The organism is Prevotella communis, assembly GCF_022024115.1.
Lineage (GTDB): Bacteria > Bacteroidota > Bacteroidia > Bacteroidales > Bacteroidaceae > Prevotella > Prevotella communis.
The window spans coordinates 1,523,350-1,544,293 of the sequence record NZ_CP091792.1 but is presented as its reverse complement, the minus strand read 5'-3'; the positions used below and the strand labels follow the sequence as shown (position 1 = coordinate 1,544,293).

General features: G+C 48.1%; 24 protein-coding genes and 2 tRNA genes. 22 read left to right on the top strand and 4 right to left on the bottom strand.

Annotated features, from left to right (window positions below):
* Both L6468_RS06140 and L6468_RS06135 read right to left on the bottom strand, forming a co-directional pair.
* Positions 1-73, bottom strand: a tRNA-Gly gene (locus L6468_RS06140).
* A 15-nt stretch (positions 74-88) separates the two neighbouring features.
* Positions 89-161: transfer RNA gene (locus L6468_RS06135), tRNA-Thr, on the bottom strand.
* Between the two features lie 515 nt (positions 162-676).
* Between L6468_RS06135 and L6468_RS06130 the strand changes: the two genes are divergently transcribed.
* The 4 genes from L6468_RS06130 (at position 677) to L6468_RS06115 (ending at position 6,814) form a co-directional block, all read left to right on the top strand.
* A complete protein-coding gene (locus L6468_RS06130; RefSeq protein ID WP_237796501.1) occupies positions 677-976 on the top strand; it encodes a hypothetical protein in 300 nt (99 codons plus the stop codon).
* 356 nt (positions 977-1,332) lie between these two features.
* Positions 1,333-1,542: a hypothetical protein gene (locus tag L6468_RS06125; RefSeq protein WP_237796499.1), complete on the top strand. Its 210-nt coding sequence runs from the start codon at positions 1,333-1,335 to the stop codon at positions 1,540-1,542.
* 391 nt (positions 1,543-1,933) lie between these two features.
* Positions 1,934-5,245 carry a DNA primase gene (gene dnaG / locus L6468_RS06120; protein WP_237796497.1) on the top strand — a complete coding sequence of 1,104 codons (3,312 nt, stop codon included), beginning with the start codon at positions 1,934-1,936 and terminating at the stop codon, positions 5,243-5,245.
* A 972-nt stretch (positions 5,246-6,217) separates the two neighbouring features.
* Positions 6,218-6,814, top strand: a complete 597-nt coding sequence (locus L6468_RS06115) for an antirestriction protein ArdA (RefSeq protein WP_237796495.1) — start codon at positions 6,218-6,220, stop codon at positions 6,812-6,814.
* A gap of 61 nt (positions 6,815-6,875) precedes the next feature.
* Here the strand turns inward: L6468_RS06115 and L6468_RS06110 are convergent, their stop codons facing one another.
* Both L6468_RS06110 and L6468_RS06105 read right to left on the bottom strand, forming a co-directional pair.
* Positions 6,876-7,169 carry a nitrous oxide-stimulated promoter family protein gene (locus L6468_RS06110; RefSeq protein WP_237796487.1) on the bottom strand — a complete coding sequence of 98 codons (294 nt, stop codon included), beginning with the start codon at positions 7,167-7,169 and terminating at the stop codon, positions 6,876-6,878.
* Entirely contained in the window at positions 7,166-7,570 is a 405-nt protein-coding gene (locus L6468_RS06105; RefSeq protein WP_237796486.1) for a NifB/NifX family molybdenum-iron cluster-binding protein, read from the bottom strand. The genes L6468_RS06110 and L6468_RS06105 overlap by 4 nt, the downstream gene beginning before the upstream one ends.
* 97 nt (positions 7,571-7,667) lie before the next feature.
* Here L6468_RS06105 and L6468_RS06100 point away from each other — a divergent pair, with 97 nt between their 5' ends.
* The 18 genes from L6468_RS06100 (at position 7,668) to L6468_RS06015 (ending at position 20,937) form a co-directional block, all read left to right on the top strand.
* A complete protein-coding gene (locus L6468_RS06100) occupies positions 7,668-8,006 on the top strand; it encodes a hypothetical protein (protein ID WP_237796484.1) in 339 nt (112 codons plus the stop codon).
* A gap of 2 nt (positions 8,007-8,008) precedes the next feature.
* Complete coding sequence (locus tag L6468_RS06095) at positions 8,009-8,563, top strand: sugar O-acetyltransferase (RefSeq protein ID WP_237796482.1); 555 nt, start codon at positions 8,009-8,011, stop codon at positions 8,561-8,563.
* The gene (locus L6468_RS06090; protein WP_237796481.1) at positions 8,560-8,796 is read left to right on the top strand and encodes a hypothetical protein; all 237 of its coding nucleotides are present in this window, start codon (positions 8,560-8,562) and stop codon (positions 8,794-8,796) included. The genes L6468_RS06095 and L6468_RS06090 overlap by 4 nt, the downstream gene beginning before the upstream one ends.
* 148 nt (positions 8,797-8,944) lie before the next feature.
* Complete coding sequence (locus L6468_RS06085; RefSeq protein ID WP_237796479.1) at positions 8,945-9,430, top strand: hypothetical protein; 486 nt, start codon at positions 8,945-8,947, stop codon at positions 9,428-9,430.
* A gap of 48 nt (positions 9,431-9,478) precedes the next feature.
* A complete protein-coding gene (locus L6468_RS06080; protein WP_237796477.1) occupies positions 9,479-9,904 on the top strand; it encodes a hypothetical protein in 426 nt (141 codons plus the stop codon).
* 104 nt (positions 9,905-10,008) lie between these two features.
* On the top strand, positions 10,009-11,121 hold the full coding sequence (locus L6468_RS06075; RefSeq protein ID WP_237796475.1) for a Clp protease ClpP: 1,113 nt from the start codon (positions 10,009-10,011) through the stop codon (positions 11,119-11,121).
* A 46-nt stretch (positions 11,122-11,167) separates the two neighbouring features.
* The gene (locus tag L6468_RS06070; protein ID WP_237796473.1) at positions 11,168-12,181 is read left to right on the top strand and encodes a hypothetical protein; all 1,014 of its coding nucleotides are present in this window, start codon (positions 11,168-11,170) and stop codon (positions 12,179-12,181) included.
* Between the two features lie 144 nt (positions 12,182-12,325).
* Positions 12,326-13,318: a hypothetical protein gene (locus tag L6468_RS06065; protein WP_237796472.1), complete on the top strand. Its 993-nt coding sequence runs from the start codon at positions 12,326-12,328 to the stop codon at positions 13,316-13,318.
* Positions 13,319-13,357: 39 nt separating this feature from the next.
* Entirely contained in the window at positions 13,358-13,999 is a 642-nt protein-coding gene (locus tag L6468_RS06060) for a hypothetical protein (protein WP_237796470.1), read from the top strand.
* Between the two features lie 22 nt (positions 14,000-14,021).
* Positions 14,022-14,843: a hypothetical protein gene (locus tag L6468_RS06055; protein ID WP_237796468.1), complete on the top strand. Its 822-nt coding sequence runs from the start codon at positions 14,022-14,024 to the stop codon at positions 14,841-14,843.
* Positions 14,844-14,877: 34 nt separating this feature from the next.
* Positions 14,878-15,399, top strand: coding sequence for a hypothetical protein (locus L6468_RS06050; RefSeq protein ID WP_091852011.1), 522 nt, complete (start codon positions 14,878-14,880; stop codon positions 15,397-15,399).
* Positions 15,400-15,629: 230 nt separating this feature from the next.
* Entirely contained in the window at positions 15,630-15,836 is a 207-nt protein-coding gene (locus tag L6468_RS06045) for a hypothetical protein (RefSeq protein ID WP_237796466.1), read from the top strand.
* Positions 15,837-15,857: 21 nt separating this feature from the next.
* Entirely contained in the window at positions 15,858-16,484 is a 627-nt protein-coding gene (locus tag L6468_RS06040) for a P-loop NTPase family protein (protein WP_091852019.1), read from the top strand.
* 15 nt (positions 16,485-16,499) lie between these two features.
* Positions 16,500-18,236, top strand: a complete 1,737-nt coding sequence (locus L6468_RS06035; RefSeq protein WP_237796464.1) for a hypothetical protein — start codon at positions 16,500-16,502, stop codon at positions 18,234-18,236.
* 72 nt (positions 18,237-18,308) lie between these two features.
* Positions 18,309-18,680 carry a hypothetical protein gene (locus L6468_RS06030; protein WP_237796463.1) on the top strand — a complete coding sequence of 124 codons (372 nt, stop codon included), beginning with the start codon at positions 18,309-18,311 and terminating at the stop codon, positions 18,678-18,680.
* A 28-nt stretch (positions 18,681-18,708) separates the two neighbouring features.
* On the top strand, positions 18,709-19,026 hold the full coding sequence (locus L6468_RS06025; protein WP_237796460.1) for a hypothetical protein: 318 nt from the start codon (positions 18,709-18,711) through the stop codon (positions 19,024-19,026).
* 281 nt (positions 19,027-19,307) lie between these two features.
* Positions 19,308-19,928, top strand: coding sequence for a hypothetical protein (locus L6468_RS06020; RefSeq protein ID WP_237796458.1), 621 nt, complete (start codon positions 19,308-19,310; stop codon positions 19,926-19,928).
* A gap of 346 nt (positions 19,929-20,274) precedes the next feature.
* Positions 20,275-20,937, top strand: a complete 663-nt coding sequence (locus tag L6468_RS06015) for a GIY-YIG nuclease family protein (RefSeq protein ID WP_237796456.1) — start codon at positions 20,275-20,277, stop codon at positions 20,935-20,937.
* The last annotated feature ends 7 nt before the right edge of the window (positions 20,938-20,944 follow it).

Here is a 20,944-nt window from a genome sequence, read left to right as displayed (position 1 = left end):
AGCGGAATACGGGACTCGAACCCGCGACCCTCGGCTTGGGAAGCCAATGCTCTACCAACTGAGCTAATTCCGCATTGACATCCTTTTGAGCCGACACCCGGACTCGAACCGGGGACCTACGCATTACGAATGCGTTGCTCTACCAACTGAGCCATGTCGGCCTTCCCAAGTACACCCGCAGAGTAACAAACCTATACTGATAATCAGTGGGTTTTGCCCGTTTTTGATACTGATTGGAATCGGTATCAATTCTTTAGGTGCAACGATATTTCTTAAGTGGTCTTAGACACACCTCTGTGTTCTCTTTTTGCAAGGATCAGTAACTGTTAGATAGATAGATTGCTGAATTGCGGTGCAAAGGTACTCTATTAATTTGATACCACCAAATTTCGAACCCATTATTTTTGATACAGGTATCATATTTTCGCTTTTTCGTACGAAAACAATTTCATACACCATAATATTATAGAAGAAAAACCTAAATATATAGGAAGATTGATACATAGATAGGTTGTTAATTTCTCTTTGGTTTTGTATAAGATAGTTAAAGAAATAGATAGATAGTAATGATTGAAAGCCGCTTTTGTTTTCATTGTAAGAGTTGGTTATACCTTTGCCCTCGCTTTTGGCTTAACATGCCAGAAATCTTAAATATTACGTTAATTTTAAATTGTATATGAAAGTAGTTGAGAGTAATCAGCTTGAAAAAGCAAGAAGTTTGAAAGTGGGAGAAGTATCTATAGTTGGATTTGATGACTATGACCAGTACAGGTCATTTACTGTGCAGCTTTCTCACTACAATGCAAGTAGAGCCAGGAAGAAAGGGCTGTTTGTGCATGCAGCGTCCAAAAAGACTTTATTACAATACTGTTTGGTTACGGTTAGCCTTGAGGACCGCATGAAAGAGGAATCTGATTATAGTTATAAGAACCACTGGAAAGAAAGGATTCCTCAGGTATGGAAACGAGCTCAGTAATTAGTTCTATGGAAGGGAACATTCTAAATGCTGTACAAGCAGGAAAATTGTTTGGCGTTTCCGGATGGGCAATGTATAAACGAGCTAAGAATGGATATATACCATATCACACTATGGGAAATAGAATCTATTTCAAGAGAGACGAGCTCATGAAATTATTGTAATGATGATATATCTAACCGACTAGTAAAGACCTCGCTCTAGTTCTCTGGGAAGAAAACAGAGCGAGGCATTTTTAAAACATCGCCCCATGCCTGACAAGTGCAGACAATGTGAAAACTGCAGGGTGTGCATCAACGGCCGCTACTGCCTGAAAACAAACCAATATGTAGAATATTATAAAAACCCAATTTGCAATGAGAATTAAGGTACAAAGAATATGCGGCGAATTTTGCGTCGGTGGCGACGTAGATTCGCTTAACAATATAAAGCAAGACTGCAAGACAATGCTTGAGGAAGGTCAGTCCATCTACAAGTCAGCAGTTGTGCTTCTGGAGGAACATCCAAGATTCAACGAAATAATCATTAATACAGAGTTGACTGACGATGGCGAGGACAATCATTAAAAAAGAGACCACAGAATACGGGACTATAGAATTGTCATTCTGCAGAAGAGACGATGGCTTTACTGAGACCATGAGTTTCGACAGTGAGATTCAGTTGAAGGCCTTTGCATATTTCCTGAATCAGATGTGTCAAATAGATGCATCATATGTAGAAATAAAGTGAAACGGTATGTCATAACTGCTGTCAATCGTATGACTGGCGAGCGGGAAGTTGTTTCCGTTCCCCGCTCGTATTACAGGTGTCGCAAATTGATGCAGTTATGGCAAAAAAGAATAGAGGACTGCCAGGAACCGGCATGGACCGACCTAAAGGTAAAAAGATACCGGCCCTGCAGTCTTTTAAAAGGCTAAACCAACATGGTACTTTTGCAGCCATCAAAAAGCATAAATCATGATAAAAGACAGAATTATAGACAAGCTCAACAGCCAGTCAATCCATGATATCGTGTCTGAATACGTCACGCTGAAGAAGGCTGGAGTCAATTATAAGGGCTTGTGTCCGTTTCACAGCGACAAGAATCCTTCATTCTATGTCAGTCCTGAGAAAAACATCTGCCATTGCTTCGTTTGCGGCAAAGGTGGTGCACCGATTACCTTTCTCATGGAGCATGAGAATATCAGTTTCAACGAGGCTTGTCACAAGATAGCAGATAAGTATCACATTGACCTGGAGGAAGAGAAGAAGGAGCTCACTCCAAAGGAGATTCAGGACCAGCGCGACAAGGAGTCTATGCAGGTCATCTATGAGCGTGTCCAGAAGTTCTATGTTGACTGTCTGTTTAGTGACACGCCGGAGGCTAAGGCTGCATTAGGATACGCGCTGCATCGATGGAACGAAGAGACAGTCAGGGACATGGGGCTCGGTTATGCGCCAAGGCGTAGCCAGGAGTTTTTTGACTTTATCAAGAAGACGGGTCTGAGCTGGGAGTTATGTAAGCGTGCAGGCCTCATTGCTGAGGACGAGGAGGAAAAGTGGGAATATGCGTTCTATCGCGACCGTCTGATGATTCCTGTCCGCAACAAGTGGCACCAGGTCATCAGTTATACGGCGCGGACGCTCTCCGACGATAAGGACAAGCAGAAATATATCAACGGCAGGGACAGTCTGGTATTCCATAAGTCTGAGGTGCTCTTCGGACTGGATACGGCCATGAAGGTGGGTGCCAGGGAGGAAGCGTTCTATATTGTCGAAGGTGGCCCAGACGTACTGAAGATGCAGCAGATAGGCGCATTAAACACAGTTGCTCCTTTGGGGACGGCCTTGACCAAGGAGCAGCTGCAGCAGTTGAAGCGTTTCCATCCGAAGTTGATATTCATTCCCGATGCCGACGAGCCTGGCATTAAGGCGGTGCTGAAAAACGGACGTATTGCCATGGAGAATGGTTTCCGTGTCAAGGTGAAGGAGATTCCGCAGCGTGAAGAGACAGACGAGAAAGGAGTCGCCCACAAGTACAAGCAGGACGCAGACAGTTATCTGCAGACGCTTGACCAGCTTCGCTCTATCCCTGAGCAAGACTTCATCATTTGGATGGCAGGCAAGACGTTCCCGAGTACGGAGGATGCTTCTGTTACCGAGACGACCATTTCGGATGCCGTGAAGAATATCTGTGATACGCTGATTCTGGAGCAGGATGAGTACACGCAGAAAGCGCTTCTTGACGCATTGATAAAGCAGCACAACGGTCACAAGGCCTTATGGCGCAATGCTGTCAACGAGGCGAAGCTCCGCAGGGCTGAGGAGAAGGCGAAGGCCACGCAGAAGAAGTCGGGCATCGACCTTCTGAAGTATGGTTTCTATGAGCAGCACAACTGTTACTGGAGTCGTGATGAGAACGGCAACGAGAAGCAGTGGTCTAATTTCCGCATGAAACCGCTCTATCACGTCATCGGTGTGGATGATTCCCGACGTCTGTATGAGATTACCAACATCGACAATACGACCAGGATCCTTGAGCTGAGCGCGGAGGAACTGGTTTCCCTGCAGAAGTTCATGGTGAAGGTGGAGTCAATTGGCAACTTCATCTGGAAAGTTTCAATGTCTGAACTGACAAAGCTGAAGTGTTATCTCTTTGACCAGACCGAGACGGCCATCCTCATTCATCAATATGGTTGGCAGCGCAGCGGTTTCTGGGCTTTTGGCAACGGCTGTATCTTCGACGACGAGTGGTATCCTGCAGATTCCATGGGTATCGTCCATCTTCATGATGCTGACAAGCGTCTGGACAACTATTATCTGCAGGGCGCATCTGAGATATATGCGAAGGATACTAGCTATTTCACTTTTGAGCGGCAGTTTATCTATCCTGAGACGCATTCCAGCATTTCCTTTCCTGACATCGCACGACTGATGGCCGAGGTCTTCGGTGACAACGCGAAGATAGCCATCTGCTATCTTCTGGCATCGCTGCACCGTGACATCATCACCTCATATACGGTGAACTTCCCCATCCTGAATCTCTTTGGGCCGAAGGGTAGCGGTAAGACGGAGCTGGGAATCACCCTCATGCGTTTCCTGACCATCGGTGACAAGCCGTTTAACCTGCGCAACACTACCCCGCCCTCTCTCTCTCAGGTGCTGTCGACGTCGGCGAATTCGCTGGTGCTGCTGGACGAGTATAAGAACACGCTGGATATGCGTATCATTGAGATAATCAAGGGTGCCTATGACGGTGTGGGACGTGCGCGTATGGATATGGACCGGGGAAAGAAGATTGAGCGCACGCCTGTTGACTGTGGTGTCATCGTCTGCGGTCAGGAGATGCCGACGCTGGATATCGCTATGTTCACGCGTATGATTTACCTTCCCACGGCCATCACGGTGCATGACCGGGAGGCGAAGGATAAGTTCAACCATCTTTCGGACATCCGAAAGCTGGGGCTGCAGCACCTCACCATGCAGATTCTGGCGCATCGTGCGAACTTCGAGAGTTCTTTCTATGATACGTACAATGAGGTGTGCAACGAGGTTTGTGACCTCATTGATGGGGATAACATCGAGGACCGTCTTTGGCGCAACTGGGCTATGCTCCTGGCCACTTACAAGGTACTGCGTGTTCCCCTCGGTCTGCCGTTCGACTACGAGGAGATGAAATCTCTCTGCATCGAGGGTATCAAGCGTCAGAGCGGCGAGGTGACTTCGAACAATGAGCTGGGCAACCTTTGGAACGCTCTTTCTACCCTTTATGACCAGGGCAAGATCTATGCTGACTCTGACTTCAAGGTAAAGTACGTTCTGCGCCTGAAGACGGACAAGGGTCAGCGGGAATTCAAGGAGAAGCACCCCATTCTCATGCTCCGCCTGGCCAACTTCGTGTCACAGTACAAGCAGCTGGCTCAGCGTGAGGGTGAGAAGAAGATTATCATGGACCGCGACTCGATACGCTATTACCTGACTACAGGTAGTGCCTATCTCGGCGTCAAGCCGTCTGAGCGGTACGTTTCCATGAAGGACGGCTATCCCGAACAGGTGCCAGAACCCGCCAAGGATTCTAAGGGCAACCAGTTGTATGACAGCAAGAATAGACCGATTATCCGCTCTAACAACATATATAAGTTCGACCGCTTCCTCTGTTTCGACTATGAAGTGCTGCAGAACCGCTACGGACTGCATCTGGAGCGATTCTCTTCCCTTGAAGCAGACCGTATCGAGAAGGAAGAGGAACAGGCGTCCAAGCCTAAGGTCACGGAGCCCGAGTTTTTTTAATGTATTGTGTATTATGCATCGTTATTGTTTTAGTTATTGAACTATCGTTCCCCAATCCCGACCGCTGTGAAGCGTCTAGGGATTTCCCCTGAACCATAACCGCTGTGAAGCGTTTGTGGTTACCTCTCGAGACCCGGCCGCTGTGAAGCGTCTGGGCTTTTTTTTTCAAGCCTTGCGTCTGGGCTTTGCCTCGCGCGCGCACGAGGCGTATTGCGCACAACAAAGCACAAGGAATCACAAATCTCTCGAAACGCCCATCTACACAGGCTTTCCCACGTTACACAAATCCTGCTGAATCTGCACAACTCCTGCTCGACGCTGCACAAATCCTGCACAAATAATTAGATATGCACAAAGAATATATCATTTGCACAAATATAATACCGTTTTGTGCAGGCATCTAGAACACATAATTACCTGAATATCAGTCTCCTAAATCCTTCTTTATAGGTTAGTGCGCTTTTGTGCATCCATCTGAGTATCACACGCACAAGCACGAGAAGGCCCTGAACTTCCTCCCCATCATTTTTGCTTTTGTTATCTATAGCTGGGCATATCCTTGCGTCATATTGACAATAGGTATACATCTTTCTCCCCTAGCCTAGCTTACCTGTTCTCCACATCATTTATCCGGGCTTTACCTGATTCAATCTGTTCTGCTCCATATCTATAGATGTTTAACGTGAGGCTCTCGGGCTGTGTACCACACTTTTTCGATGCAAATTTAATGCTCGCCGTGCTCTGCAAGTACTGGTCACAAGTTCCCGATGTCTGCAGAAATTTTCCGGAAGCCTTCCATCATTTGCGTGAGTCCACGAAAATGGTGGTATTCCATAAAATTTCCTGGCCATTCCTTGCCTTTAGGCACTTCCCTCGCTCAATTTCCAAGGCATCGTAAAAAGCGCTCTACACAGAGAGCTTCACTAAAAGTTAAACATCTAAATATTATAAGTTATGCAGAACAGTAAATCAATGGAATTACAAGCCCTCGCCAAAAAGGAGGAGAACAAAATCGGTAAGCTCATTCTACAGAAGATGTCAGTAGAGGATTATATGAATGACAGCACGGATAATGAGCCAGCTGTTTACGTAGGTACATACAGCAAATACAATGATGGGGATTTGTTCGGTGCCTGGATTTCATTGGTAAAGTGCGGTGATTATGACACATTCATGGAAGTATGCCACAATCTGCATGCAGATGAAGAGGATCCGGAGCTGATGTTTCAGGATTATGAATGTTTCCCCAGTGCCTGGTACTCTGAAAGCGGTATTGATGAAGATACATTCGATAGAATCATCGAATTCTCTGGTTTGGATGATGATGACAGGGATGCCTTCGAGGAGTTCTCAGATGCTTTCGGCAATGATAGCATCGAAAGCTTCCGCGAGCGCTACATGGGTCAGTGGGAATCTGAAAAAGATTTCGCTGAGCACATCGTTGATGAGTGCTACAATCTGGATGACATGATGGGAAGTCTCGCATCATACTTCGATTACGAAGCATTCGCCCGTGATTTATTCATCGATGATTACTATTTCACAAATGGCTATGTGTTCAGGAGATAATCCTGGCACATTGCCATAAAAAACACCGCCCTGCTTAAAGTAGCAGAACGGTGCTTTTATATCATTGATTGATTAAATGCCGAATGGCTTCAATGGGTGAATAACAGAACATTCTTGGCCCTGCCCATCGCATCACCTCGCGAATCTGCTCACGCTCTTTTGGAGCATAGCAGTGGGTAGGGCAATTCTTGCAAGCCGTTTTCTGTTCGCCATACTTGCAATGATCCAATCGGCGACAGGCAAAGTCAGCCAGATGTTGATACTCTTCTGGCATTGTGTTCTGATGAAGATGATGACGGCAATAAAGCTCTATCATCTTTAGGACAGTTTGCTTTTCTCGCTCAATTCTGCTCATTGCATATTTCCAAACTTGGAAATCATGTACACAGGCTTGGCTTCATGGTGGCTGCAGTCATGATGGTCGCAGGATTCCAGGGAGTCCTGCAGCTCGCCGTTCTGGTATGACTTGAGCACATCATCCACCTTGCCATGGCAGCCTCTAATAACTGTGATGCCATGGGCTGACAGTTTGTTATAGGCTCCCATACCCATGTTGCCGGCGAGCATCAGGGTAATGCCCATTTCCTGCATGACAGATGCGATGTTAGACTTGCATCCACATCCCTCTGGTGAATCCAGGCGTTCTGTATTCTGCACCTGATTCTCATCATCGAGGGTTATTACTGTATAATAAGCACAATGACCGAAATGGTCATCTACCATGTTCTCTCGTGTTGGAATAGCAATCTTTTTCATTTTATTCTTCTAAATTGGATTTGCAAAGTTACTCATAATTCCGCATTATTTTGTACCTTTGCAGCGAGAATTACAATACTTTAGTATTTATTTTATAATGACCCTTCGCGAACTCATCAATTCAATCGACTCCGAGCTGTATAGCGATAATCCGCTATATCAAAAGCTACGTGAGACGAAGCCTGAATACGGCGACAGCCGACATATTCAGGTAACTGCAGTTCGCGGTGACATTGTCGTTACCGGCTGTCACGTCGGCTCGCTGGGGGATATCCTCACCTATCCTATCGACGTTGCCCCTGAATTGAACGTCTCGAAGGTACAGCTTTTGGATGCCATCCTTCACGGGCTTTCCTCGAACGGCTTCACCGACGAAGAGCAGGCTGATTTCTGGGATGACTTCGACAATCTGCAAAAAGCAAAGATAATACGATAGATATGACAGAGAAAGAAAAGATGCTTGAAGGCGAGATTTATTCTGCGGTTGACCAAGAGTTGTTGGAAGAATTAACCGCAACAAGGGATAAAATCTTTGAGTATAACTCGCTCCGACCATCTGAGACCAAAAGGATGAAGGAAATCATCAAAGAGTTGTTCGGCCACGTGGCTGATAATAATTATCTTATTAACCAGCCGTTCCGTTGCGACTATGGCAAGCAGATAAGTATAGGAAAGCGGTTCTTTGCCAATTTCAATTTCACCGTTCTCGATGAAGCCCGCGTCACCATTGGCGACGACTGTTTCATCGGTCCAAATGTCAGTATCTATACTGCATGCCATAGTACTGACCCTGTGGAGCGTAATAGCCGCCAGGAATGGGCAAAGTCCGTCACTATCGGGAACAATGTATGGATTGGCGGCAGCGTCACCATCCTTCCAGGAGTAACAATCGGGGATAATGTAAGCATTGGCGCAGGCTCGGTTGTAGTAAAGGACATACCGTCTAACTCTGTAGCCGTTGGTAATCCCTGCAAAGTAATCAAAAAGGTATGACCGACTACGATTCCATCTGGCGCACGCAGGACGAGATCCGAACGGTAGTGAATGCCGTTCTTGGTGAATGCATCTGGAATCTTAATTGGAACGACCCTCGGATGGCCATCGAGTTGGAGCTGACAGTTACCCTCGATGACGATGCCATCGACAATCTCTGCAGCCAGTTCCCCATCGCCGCGGATTATGACGGCGAAGGCTCAAAGGGCACGAAGTTCTCATTCTACTTATAGCCACAAATTCATTTCCAGAACTTTTTCTTTCCGACTTCAACAAAGAAATCGGATAATTTCGTTTTTGTTTGAAATGTTTGATTTCTGTCTTTTGTTTATATCGCTGAAATTTAGTAACTTTGCATCATATAAATAAAGTACTACTACAATGAGCGAAATTTGTATCTACGTTAAAATGCCATCCTACCTCCGCCAGTGGTTGATACACCGTCACGGAGGCAGCGAACCTGTCCAGCTCGTTCGCGGTTCTGCCGAGAGCGACTTCCTGAAGAAGTCTACTACCAAGCTCCCCAGCGGTGTCATACAGTTGCCACAGCAGGAGGACGAACTCGCTATCTGCATCCCCTACTACAAGAGCCATGACCCACGCACATACAATTACCTCTCTCCTCATGGCAAGCACCATCTCCTTGAAATGCTGAAGAATGATTTCAAGGTTGACCTTTGGGAATACCTTCACGACATTGACCGCTGCGGCAGCGAGCTCAATTCTCTGATATATCAGTTCATGGAGCTCAACGGCATCAAGGAGGACGGCACCAGCTCGGATACCATCAAGAAGATATACCAGCGCAAAAAAAACTGCTACAAGACCGCCCTGAACAGGAAAATGAAGAAAAAGATTCCGACTTGAACCCCTCCTTTGTCGGATTCGTGATTATGTTTGATTTGTTTGAAGACCATGAGTAAGTGTCAATCTCTCCCCGGCATACAGAAGGTTTGGTACATCCCCTGTGCCGACCTCCCTGACGACGTTGTTTATCGCTCCGTCGCAGGAATCCCCATTTCACTGCTTGAGACGCCCACCGTCAGCATCACCTTGAAGGGCGAAGCTGTCTGTGAAGTGGAGAAGTCATACGACAACAATAGTTATATAGAGAAGGCGAAGCTACAGTTCCTGACGCTGGACGACGTGCCGACCGACCAGCATCCGACGTTCGTCATCAAGACAGCGAACGACGAACTGTATCTGCTGGGAGCAAAGGAGCGGCCATACCCCACCGTCAAAATCACCAGTTCTACGGGTCAGCCTGATGGTGATGCCTCCGTCAGAAAGTACGAGGTTTCCTTCACGGCAAGGAAAGCCCTGGCACTTTGTACTGGGTGATTTTCCTCACTCCTAAAGCTCCATAAGTGGCAAAGAGGCGTATTAGTCCGTCTTTTCGCCACTTTTTTCTTGTCTGTATCTTTGCGCCATAATTCATACGCATTATGGCAACCAACACAAAAACTACAGACTACCAACTTCACCTGAAGGGCTTCGTCGGAGGTTACGACTTCGATGCAGGCTATGTGGACTACGTTCTCTCTAAGAATGAGGGAAAGGAGGTCCACGTCCTGATTGACTCGCTGGGAGGCAGGTCGAACACCGCCCTTTCTATTTTCTCGGCTTTCAAGCGCCATGGGAATGTGAACGTTCATTTCGTGGGTATGAACGCCAGTGCTGCTACGATCGCCTCACTCGGTGCCAAGCGCATCACAATGGACTCGTCAGCCATGTACCTTGTTCATAAATGTAGCGTGGGCTTCCTTGAATGGGGTCAGATGAACTCGGACGACCTCCAGGCGCTCATCGACAACATCGAGCACCAGAAGGCCGACCTCGACAAGCTGGACGCTAACATCGCCCAGATGTATGCCACACGCTGCAAGAAGGACAAGGCTGACCTTCTCGACTTGATGAAGCAAGGTGGCTGGCTCACCGCCGAAGAGGCTCTTGCATGGGGCTTCGTGGACGAGCTGACTGACTACGAGGGCGAGGATGCACCGGTTCTGACCGACACGATGGCAAACGCCATGTCAGCAGCAGGAATCCCTGTCCCCAACATGCCCATATCGCCCAAATTGCCCACCATGTCGAAGCAGGACCAGTCGGCATTCATGAAGTTCCTGAGCGCATTGACTCAGTGCTTCAGCACTTCAAAGCACCAAGAATCCATTAATTCTCAAACCATCAACCCTATGAAGAAGATTTTCACTTCCATTTGTGCCATCCTCTCATGTGAGCACCTGCTCAGTCAGGACGGCAAAATCACGCTTGACGACGCTCAGCTCGATACTATCGAGTCGGCCATCAGCGCAGACAAGCAGACAATCAACAACTTGAACGCTGAGATTCAGACGCTCAAGACCGAGAAACAGACTCTTTCGGATGCAAACGCTCAGCTGCAGAACGAGGTAAACACCCTGAAGCAGAAGCCTGGCGACACCACAGCACACGTGGTGAACGACCAGCATCAGCAGCAGCGCACCGAGAAGACGGAGGCCGAAGAGTACTTCGAGTCACGTGCCAGTGCTCAGTCTCTTTTCGACTCTCTCCCCTAGGACCTCTTAACAAACCGAATTAATCAACCATTTACCTTATCATTTTATGGCAGGAAAACTACAATTTACTCTGGAGGAGTATCAGGACGCGGCTCGTAAGTACCGCAAGGATCTCCTCATGCTGCCCATCATCGGTATTCAGGACACCTTGAAGTTCATGACTGGCCGACCGGGCATCCGTTACAAGGAAAGTGTGGCAGCGCTGAACGGCAACGCTCAGTTCGCGCCCTACAAGCCCTCACGTCGTTCAAACTTCAATCTGGACCTGGACTTCCGCACACTGGAGACCTTCTTCGGCTCCGTTGTTGCCCAGTTCGAGCCTAACAGCGCCATCTCGACCCTTCTTGGTGCCATCGGCGACACAAAGGGCGACGGTCAGATTCAGGCACCTACCGCCAAGCACGTTTTGGCCTTGATTGCCAAGTCGCTGTCTGAGAACCTGAACAACGCTATCTGGGCTGGTAAGCGCAACGCCTCTGGTGACACCACCCTCGACCTCTTCGACGGTTTCGACACCATCACCGCGCAGGAAATCAAGGAGGGCAAGATTGCCAAGGAAGAGGGCAACTATATGAAGTTCACCGACGAAATCACGACCGCAAACGCCGTGGATATCGCCAAGCAGGTGCTCTTCTCCCTGGATCCGCACCTTCGCGCTCAGACATGTTATATGTACTGCTCACAGGACTTCGCCGACAAATACAACGAGGGTTATCTCCTGACTCACGCGGGTATCAACTACAACAACCAGTATAATCAGAACGCCGTCGAAGGTTCTAACGGCAAGCTGATTCTCTGTCCGCTGGCTAACAAGGCTGACTCCAAGTTCATCCATGTTTCTCCTAAGATCAACATGTTGGTCGGTTACGACCAGATGGGCGATACCGAGAATGTCATGGTTAAGGAGTACGAGCCGTTCATCCTCTCATATATCGCCACCATGTTCTTCGGCTGTCAGTTCGAGTCTATCGACAAGCGACGCCTGAAGGTCGTTGAAATCGGTGCTCCTGCTGCTCCTTCTCAGGGAGGCACAGGCGCTGGTGAAGGTGGCGAAGGCTAAGCAGATATTGTGCATAGAATAAAGTTTGTTCAACATTAACCAAAGTCCGTTTTCATTTTTTCTGAGTTTTGGGGAGCCGGCACCTGTGAAGGCTCTGGCTCCCTTTTCTCTTTTGAATCGTTAAACCTTTAACCATTATACATTATGCCTGATTGTTCATCAGTACAGAAATCGCTCGCGTGGTGCCAAGGTCGCCCCGAGCTGCCCGGCGTCAAGCGCCGTATCTATTACATTTCCAAGTATGACGTACTTCAGTGGCCCAAACTTCAGCACGACGCAAACGGCCGACTGACATCAGCCTCTTATGCGGGTGACTTCGTTCTCCGTGCCGACAAGAAGTGGAAGTACATCGATATCATCTCCGACAAGTCGCAGCTGACTTCTGAGGCTCAGGGCGAATATCCCTCGCAGACACAGCTGAACAAGCTGGTGGCTGTTCATCCTGGTGTAGGAAAGGAGGCTTCCGAGGCTGCTGCATACCTCAATAACAATGACAACGTGTTCCTCGTCGAGAACATGCATGGTGATTTCCGCGTCGTAGGCTCTGACAAGTGGCCCACCAAGACGACTGTCGCCCAGGATCTGGGACAGGGCGCTACTGGTGCCACTTCTACCACTATCAACGTGGAAGCTTCTGACGAGTGCCCCGCTCCTTTCTATGCAGGAAAGATTGCTACTGAGGACGGTGACATCAACCCTGACGGAAACCCTAACCAGGACATCAACGGCGACAACAACGGCAACAGCGGAAGCGGCAATAGCGGCAACAGCGGTAGCAACGGCAGTTCTACCTCCTCTGAGCCTGTCTATGACAGCAAGGTTGTAATCAATGGCCAGACTTACAACGTCACAAAGGGCGGTACAGTCAATGTCACAGGTGATATCACATCGATAAGGTTCACCGGTAAGAACATGTTGTACCTGTCGCATTATGACGGAGGCGGTATGCCTGAAGAGATTCAAATCAGCAGCGACGGCACCTCCGCTACTTTAAGCCAGAAGATTACCGCGCCCAGCACAATTGTGATTTACCGTAAGGAGGCCTCTGGCAAAGCTGATACTGAATGGTTCACCATCAAACAGACCAGCTCTTCAAGCGGTCCTGTGAACCCCGGCGGTGGCAACGAAAACGACTAGCCACCTGTTGACCACTGGAAACAGTAAAAGTTCATGAGCATGCGCACTCCCATAGATATGAGCGACCTGCTATCAGAGATAGAAGTCCCTGATATCGGGAGTGCACAGCTTGCCCTTAAAGATATTCAGGCAAAGCGCGAGCAGGATATATTTGCTGATGGGAAGCGCAAAGGATGGGATAAGACGGTGGAAGCGCGTTGCGACTTCACACCGCGCCCTCGCCTGACACGCCGTTCCGGGCTATTCTTCCTCTCGTACTGGCAGAAGTCCGTCTATGGCCGAACGCTCACTGACATCAAGTCTGATGACAGTATGGTGCTGTTCTTCGCCGAAGCGATGGTATCACTCATCCATGACATCATCGGGCCGGACCTCTCTCAGGGCTGCTGGTGCATCATCACCACTCCCAAGCGCCGCCACCTCGTGAAGAACTTCGCCACGCGTATCTCAGAGCAGATTGCCGCCCGCCTCTCCATCCCGTTTTACGAGGATGTCTGCACCTGCAGGAACAGGCAGCGCGTTAATGCAATCTTCGATGTGAACATCGTTCCGAAGGAGCAGAATATCATCTGCTTTGATGATTTCGTCACCACAGGTCAGACGCTTCAAGCTATGAAACGTGCGCTTGAACCATATAATAAGAACATCCTGTTTATCAGTGGAATAAATAACAAGCTCTAAAGTAAAACATAAACATTAGAATATGAATCAAGATTCACAATTCACTGCCAAGCTACAGGCCTGGCTGAACACGCCTGACCCTCAGAAGGATTGGGATGAAGGTGCCCTTATGCTACTGCAGCTATCGGGCAACCGTATCATGTACCACAACATCTCCATCAATCCCAAAGGCAAGGCAGAGTTCATTAAAGGGCAGCTTCAGAAGTACCTGAACTTCCGCCTTCAGAAGCTCACCCGCGACCAGGTCTGCCAGATGCAGTCCGAGGTCGATGAAATCGTGAAAAAGGTCATCAAGCCCGCCGCCACTCCCGATGCATCTCCATCGGTTAAATCGGAGGAATTTGCCAATTTCAAGGCTGGCAAGCGTCCTGACCACGATGACCTTCCCGAGGAGATTCAGGCACTCTATGTGGAGAACCTGGATATCGTCCATCGTATGCGTGAGCTGCATCTGAAGCTGCGCTCGCTCAGTCTCGATAACGCCACTTGCCCCGACAGCGAGCGATATCCCTTCCTGAAGGAAATCATCGCCCTCGACAAGAAGCGCGTTGAGAACTGGGATATCTATGACCACTATATCCCTGGTACGCCTGTAGCAGTCGAGTCCCCCACCCTCGAAAATACCGATTCCACCGAGGAAGAACCTGTTTCCGAGCAGCCCATCAAGGAGTCCGAAACATCGGTCAATCCTAACGAGGAATCTGTTATTCCTACTGGCACTTCGGTTAATCCCGAAGAATCAGCCGAATCTTCTGAGCAGTCTGCAGAGGCACCCGCTCCAGAGGCAAAGCCTAAGAAGACCACGGCTAAGCGTACCACGAAGAAGGCTACAAAGAAGCAGTAACATCTTACATCTGACATCTTACATCTGACATCTCATGAAGCGTACCGCATCTATGGCTGACGTTGTGAAGCCGCTCTCTGAATGCCCTTCACAAGCCTATCTCTCCAATGCCGTTCAGGTAGCAGACCTGCTTGAATGGATTCTCGAGCAGGTAGGCACAGCCAAGGTGTGGCAGACTTCATTCTCTATCTCCGAGGAGTTCCTTCGCCGCTTGTACTTCATCGAGAAGGGCGGCAAGGTCAGCGAGTTCAACCTTGTTCTTGACCACAAGGCCACGAACAAGACGCTCAAGCTCTGGTCATTCATGACTCAGGTCATTGAGCGTACCTTCCTCACTGACAATCACTCGAAGATTCTGCTGGTACAGGCTGAGTCTGGTCAGACAGTCTCAGTCATTACCTCACAAAACCTGACCCGAGGCAACCGCCACGAGTCAGCCTTCATCTCTACTGATCCGGCCATTTTCGCCCGCTTGCACTCACAAGTAAAGGATTTAATTGACAACCACAGCGTTCCCCTGTATGACTTATTCTCACAGAGAATCAATGGTACATAAAAAAAGCACTCTTCTCACGAAGAATGCTTTTGGGATAACACTGAGTAAGACACTTCTTACTACACTATGAAATAAAAATTTTATTCCTTGGATGCAAAGGTACTAAAAAATCCAATGGTGTACAAATAAATTAAACATATTTAGAACAAGAAATGGCTCAATCAGTATATACAGAAGAAATTCTCCAACAAATAGAACAATATGCCTCGATTTATCTGAAAATTTCCGATATGGCTGTGCTTTTCGACATCCCCGCCGAACAGCTTCGCGAGGACATTGCCGACCGCTCTACCGAGGCCAGCAAGCGTTACCACAAGGGTAAGGCCGCTTCGAAGGTGAAGCTGCTGCATCAGGAAATGCAGCTAGCCTATGTCGGCTCTCCCCTCGCCCTCGAGAACGCCCAGAAGAACCTCATGGATATGGAGGACGACGAATAGCCCAATAGTTCCAGTAATCATATGCCTTTACCATCAATCATAGACATAGCCCGAGCTGACCTCTACACCCAGCGTGAGGATTTGGAGGCCAAATACGCCATCACACAGGTCGACCACATTCTCCGCCTGCGTGACATGGTCACGTGGTGCATCTCGAACTGCGACGCCAAGGACCGCCAGTTCGTCGATGAAATCATGCAGCGTTACGGCATCTCAAAGGTCACTGCCTACGCTGACCTGAAAATCGTGAAGTCTCTCCTACCCAATCTCTCCGAGGCCTCACGCGACTATCACCGTTGGCGATATAACGAGATGATCCTGGAGACATACCAGATGGCGAAGAAGCGCAAGGATACGAAGACGATGGAGAAAGCGGCCACATCATACGCAAAATACAACCGCATCGATGTCGAGGACGAGACGGCAGTACCGTATCACATGATTGTGGTGCAGCCCTTCTTCCCCACTACTGACCCTCGTGTCGTTGGTATCAATCCTGTGCCTAACATCGACGAGCGTATCAAGAAGCTCACCAAGGAATTGGGTGCTTCTAACCCTGATACGCTCAATATCGAGTACGAGGAAGCCGATATGAACTTTGAGGAAATCTTTGACGACCCCAAGGAAGAATCAGAATCAACCAAATAGCCCATTAGCCCCATTATGCCCACTAAGCCCACAATAGATACTAGCCTTTGGGATGCAGAAGCCCGTCAGCACGAGAAGCGCGTGTACTTTAACAAGCCCCAGTTGATGGCCCAGTACATCGGTGCCAAGACAACAGTCATTGTCGCTGGCCGACGTACTGGCAAGACGGACTCTATCGCCTCGCCATTCGTTCTGCGTAATATGCAGCGAATGCCGGGCTCTACTGGTGGTATCGTGGTTCCCACGTTTAAGCATGGTCTCACTAACACCATTCCCGGACTGTTGGCTGCATGGAAGCGCTGGGGCTACCTGAACGGCATCCACTATGTGGTAGGCCGTAAGCCGCCAAAGTCCTTCGGCAAGCCGATTACCGAACCTGCAGACTATGAGCATGTCATCACCTTCTACAACGGCTCCATCGCGGTCATCATCTCTCAGGACCGCCCTGGCTCTTCTAACTCTCTGACCCTTTCTTGGCTCTTGATTGACGAGGCCAAGTTCATTGATTACAATAAGCTGAAGGACGAGACGCTTCCCGCCAACGGCGGCATTCGCTCGTATTTCGGCCATCATTCGTTCAATCACGCCATGATGGTTCTCTCCGATATGCCCCAGACGCAGAAGGGCTCCTGGTTCCTGCATTATCGGGAGAAGATGGATCCCCAGCTTATCGAGACGATTCAGGGCACCATCTACAAGATTTGGGAGACAAAGGAGCGGATTGCTCGTCTGAAGGAGCAGCACCAGCCTATTCCCCAGTACCTGAAGGGCTACTTGAAATGGCTCGACCAGTCGCTGAACAAGTTCCGTTCTGTGGCGGTGTACTATAAGGAGTACAGCACCATTGAGAACCTGCAGCTCCTGGGCGAAGAGTATCTGCGTCAGATGAAGCGTGACTTGACACCGAAGACCTTCCAGACCTCTATCCTCTGTCAGCGCATCGGCATCACGCATGACGGCTTCTACTCCTCTATGCAGGAGCATCATAAGTATGATGCCTCTAACTTTGCGTATCTCGACGAGCTGGGCTACGACAAGATCCTCAAAGAGACGAGCCAGCAGAACTACGACATCAAGGCTGCGTCGCAGTTCTCCACGCTCGGCAGCAGCATTGACTCCCGCGCCGACGAGGATGTGAATCCTCTGGCTCCCATCTGCATCGGCATGGACTACAATGCCAATATCAACTGGATTGTAGCGGGCCAGCCAAGCGGCAACCGCCTGAACGTCCTCAAATCCTTCTACGTCAAGTTCGAGCGTAAGATTCCCGCCTTGGTCGATGATTTCTGCGCCTACTACGCATATCATCAGAACAAGACGGTCATCTTCTACTACGATGCCACGGCCCTCGGCTCGAACTATGCCGTGAACGACCAGGACTTCCGCTACGTCGTCGTCCATGAGTTTGAGCGCCACGGGTGGCAGGTACAGGATGTGTACCTGGGCAACCCGATGCGCCACGACGAGAAGTACCTTCTCATCAATCAGGGTTTCGCGGGCAAGCAGCGCCTCATGCCGTTCTTCAACCGCCAGAACAACGATGACCTGATACTGGCCATCCAGTCTGCCGGTGTCGAACGCGGACGCCTCGGCTTCCGCAAGAACAAGTCTATGGAGAAGCAGCCAGAGTCCGAAGAGGACCTGCTCGAGCATCGTACCGACGGCACCGACGCTTTCGATACGCTGTACATCGGCTGTGAGAAGTTCCCGCAGCACGACGTCTACCCCATCGCTCTTGGCGGAGTTTTATAAAAATCTCCGATAATCAGATTATCTTTCAGATAATTTGTGTACCTTTGCCAGAGTTTTAAGGTAAAGATGGTTATGGTAACATTTTCTCGCATATTTTCCCTGAAGGGATTCCTCTGTATGCTTTTCGCAGCAATGGCATTCGGCTTTGCCAGCTGCGAAAAGGATTCTGTTGAAGAGCCTGTTAAAGTTAATCAGATGGAGCTGTTCTACAACGAGAGCAAAGGACTAGCAGACACCTCTATTGACAGCGTCGGTTCATTCTCAGATAAGTTCTGTGTCTATATGAACCAGCATCACGAGGCCATTAACGACGAATACTACTCGCCCACCGTCGACAATATGGTTTCTGCTGCAGCAGCCTTCGGATACAAGCTCACAATCAGCACTGGAGTTGGTATTACGTTCGATACAGAATGGGACGAAGGATATTTTATCACGTTCTGACATATATTATCTATAGTGCAAATAAACCATGAGACCGGCGATACCCTATTCCGCTGATGAACTCTTGGAGTTCGCTGAGCTTCTGGAGCGTACTAAGGAAGCTGCAGAAGAGCTGGAAGATACCGTTCTTCATATACAGGAGGAAAAGGGCCTTAGCAAAAAGGAAGTCCTGTTTACTTTGGCTCGTCTTGCCGACGCTTTCATCCGCATGGAAGAGGACTTCTGCTTCGATGAAAGTAAGCGCATTGATGCCGAGGCAGTCTTCAATGATTATTTCGCTGCCTGTCGCGAAATAGAAGCCGAGAATGAGGGTGACGATCTTGTGACATCGCAAGGAAACAATTGACTGCAGTTTTTATCAACTTTTACAGCCAAATTGTAAGAGTTAGGAAAAATGAAACAAAAATTTATCAATTTATCTATCTTATCATAGATTTTTGCTCATTTCACCATATTTTTTGCTAATTTTGCGTTCCGATTTTTTAGAACACTAAAAATTAGTAAATCAAAATTATGGCAAACACGAAACTTTCAATTGCACGGGAGATAATTATCGACCGTCTACTACGCGACCGATGTGGTTACACGGTGTATGAGATTACAAAAAAAGTCAACGCTAGTCTCGAAATGGATGGTTTTCGAAAGGTAACGGTAAATGCGATACGTTTTGACCTCCAGAACTTCAAATACCTATATAAGCAAAAGATACATGTTGAGCGCCGTGGATATTGCCTTTATTATATGTATGAAGACGAGAATGCCACGATATTCAACAATGCACTTACCGCTGGCGAACTCCGACACCTTCATTTCGCTTTGATGTCAATCCGCTTTGTCGACCCCATTCAGGGTTCGCTTACGTATCTCGAGTTATCCAATCGTCTGTCAGACATGCTGCATGTTGACCCAGCAAACGACCCGATTGTTCTCTACAAAAGAATTCCGTCTGAATCGGACCAGAGGAGATTCAAAGCTCTATATCAGCATATCAGCGACAAGAAGCCCGCTACCATCACCTACAAGCTTAATGCTGAGAAGCCCGAACAGAAGATTCTGGTCCACCCATACTACATTCTGTGTGACATTCCCAATTACTATCTCCTGTGCCACGATGCCACTAACGATGTAGCTGCAAAGATACCAATCTCCAAAATCCTCCGTTTGGTTTCTTCCCCTGAGACAAAATTCATCCCCAACCACGATTTTCCCCTGCAGGATTTCTACACCAAACATTTATCTCGTGGTTAAACGCACATCTATCCCCACCCCGCTATCGAAGGCTAACCACCCTAAGATAGCGGGAGGGCATTTGTTAACTATGTCACAAATAATCACTCATTTTTCTATGATAGGCATCTCTAATCAATATTATTTCTTTAATAATTCCCAAAAATCTTCTAATTTTCTTAGAAAATTATTATCTTTGTAGCCAATTAGTTGTTATCAGCCTAGGCTGTTACTACTACCCGACAAAGACCACCCAGGCATTCGTGCCTTAACAACATAGAGAAATAATAGTTACTCCCTTTCAGTGTATTAAAAGGTTTGGTCGCCAGTCGAGACACTGTCAGGGAGTTTCTGTATTATAAATAACATGGCTACCAAGGAAACTGGTTATGTATACATTCTGACCAATCCGAGCTTTAGAGAAGATTGGGTTAAGATAGGCAAGAGCTCTCGCCCCGTGGACGTGAGGAGCAAGGAGCTAGACAATACTGCTGTACCTTTGCCTTTCGATATATATGCAACAATGCAGACAGAAAAGTACAGTGAAGCAGAAAAAGCCATCCATAAGCAGATAGACCGTCTAACAGACAGACGCATCCGTCAAAACAGAGAGTTCTTTAATCTTGAACCGTCTCTAGCTTTGGAAATTATGCTCGACCTTGCTCAATTATCACCTGATGCCGTAGTAATGAAGTATGAGAATGGAGAACCCCATCAAGTATATCCAGTTATGGAGGTAGTCATCAAACAGGTAGACCAAAAGAAAGAGCAGCGTCCACCTTTCGATTTTTCGATGGTTGGTCTAACAGTTGGCGATGAGATTATCTTTGATGCTCTACATTTGCCAGTTAAGGTAGCTGGCAAAAATAAGGTAGAATACGATGGGCGTCTTTGGAGTTTATCTGCGTTCTGCGGCACATACCTGCCTGAAAAAATGCATAATAAAAGCGAAGCCTACCAAGGCCCAAAATATTTCAGTTATAAAGGCAAGACGTTGTGGAATATTAGATTGGAAAAAGAAAAAGAATAGTATAATT

Bases quoted from the DNA above. Each gene is read 5' to 3' on its own strand.
- L6468_RS06015 (WP_237796456.1), top strand. From the start codon at position 20,275: ATGGCTACCAAGGAAACTGGTTATGTATACATTCTGACCAATCCGAGC.
- L6468_RS06110 (WP_237796487.1), bottom strand. From the start codon at position 7,169: ATGAGCAGAATTGAGCGAGAAAAGCAAACTGTCCTAAAGATGATAGAG.
- L6468_RS06050 (WP_091852011.1), top strand. From the start codon at position 14,878: ATGAAGCGTACCGCATCTATGGCTGACGTTGTGAAGCCGCTCTCTGAA.
- L6468_RS06095 (WP_237796482.1), top strand. From the start codon at position 8,009: ATGACAGAGAAAGAAAAGATGCTTGAAGGCGAGATTTATTCTGCGGTT.
- L6468_RS06045 (WP_237796466.1), top strand. From the start codon at position 15,630: ATGGCTGTGCTTTTCGACATCCCCGCCGAACAGCTTCGCGAGGACATT.
- L6468_RS06075 (WP_237796475.1), top strand. From the start codon at position 10,009: ATGGCAACCAACACAAAAACTACAGACTACCAACTTCACCTGAAGGGC.
- L6468_RS06060 (WP_237796470.1), top strand. From the start codon at position 13,358: ATGCGCACTCCCATAGATATGAGCGACCTGCTATCAGAGATAGAAGTC.
- L6468_RS06020 (WP_237796458.1), top strand. From the start codon at position 19,308: ATGGATGGTTTTCGAAAGGTAACGGTAAATGCGATACGTTTTGACCTC.
- L6468_RS06090 (WP_237796481.1), top strand. From the start codon at position 8,560: ATGACCGACTACGATTCCATCTGGCGCACGCAGGACGAGATCCGAACG.
- L6468_RS06100 (WP_237796484.1), top strand. From the start codon at position 7,668: ATGACCCTTCGCGAACTCATCAATTCAATCGACTCCGAGCTGTATAGC.
- L6468_RS06070 (WP_237796473.1), top strand. From the start codon at position 11,168: ATGGCAGGAAAACTACAATTTACTCTGGAGGAGTATCAGGACGCGGCT.
- dnaG (WP_237796497.1), top strand. From the start codon at position 1,934: ATGATAAAAGACAGAATTATAGACAAGCTCAACAGCCAGTCAATCCAT.
- L6468_RS06040 (WP_091852019.1), top strand. From the start codon at position 15,858: ATGCCTTTACCATCAATCATAGACATAGCCCGAGCTGACCTCTACACC.
- L6468_RS06035 (WP_237796464.1), top strand. From the start codon at position 16,500: ATGCCCACTAAGCCCACAATAGATACTAGCCTTTGGGATGCAGAAGCC.
- L6468_RS06080 (WP_237796477.1), top strand. From the start codon at position 9,479: ATGAGTAAGTGTCAATCTCTCCCCGGCATACAGAAGGTTTGGTACATC.
- L6468_RS06065 (WP_237796472.1), top strand. From the start codon at position 12,326: ATGCCTGATTGTTCATCAGTACAGAAATCGCTCGCGTGGTGCCAAGGT.
- L6468_RS06115 (WP_237796495.1), top strand. From the start codon at position 6,218: ATGGAATTACAAGCCCTCGCCAAAAAGGAGGAGAACAAAATCGGTAAG.
- L6468_RS06055 (WP_237796468.1), top strand. From the start codon at position 14,022: ATGAATCAAGATTCACAATTCACTGCCAAGCTACAGGCCTGGCTGAAC.
- L6468_RS06125 (WP_237796499.1), top strand. From the start codon at position 1,333: ATGAGAATTAAGGTACAAAGAATATGCGGCGAATTTTGCGTCGGTGGC.
- L6468_RS06085 (WP_237796479.1), top strand. From the start codon at position 8,945: ATGAGCGAAATTTGTATCTACGTTAAAATGCCATCCTACCTCCGCCAG.
- L6468_RS06030 (WP_237796463.1), top strand. From the start codon at position 18,309: ATGGTAACATTTTCTCGCATATTTTCCCTGAAGGGATTCCTCTGTATG.
- L6468_RS06130 (WP_237796501.1), top strand. From the start codon at position 677: ATGAAAGTAGTTGAGAGTAATCAGCTTGAAAAAGCAAGAAGTTTGAAA.
- L6468_RS06105 (WP_237796486.1), bottom strand. From the start codon at position 7,570: ATGAAAAAGATTGCTATTCCAACACGAGAGAACATGGTAGATGACCAT.
- L6468_RS06025 (WP_237796460.1), top strand. From the start codon at position 18,709: ATGAGACCGGCGATACCCTATTCCGCTGATGAACTCTTGGAGTTCGCT.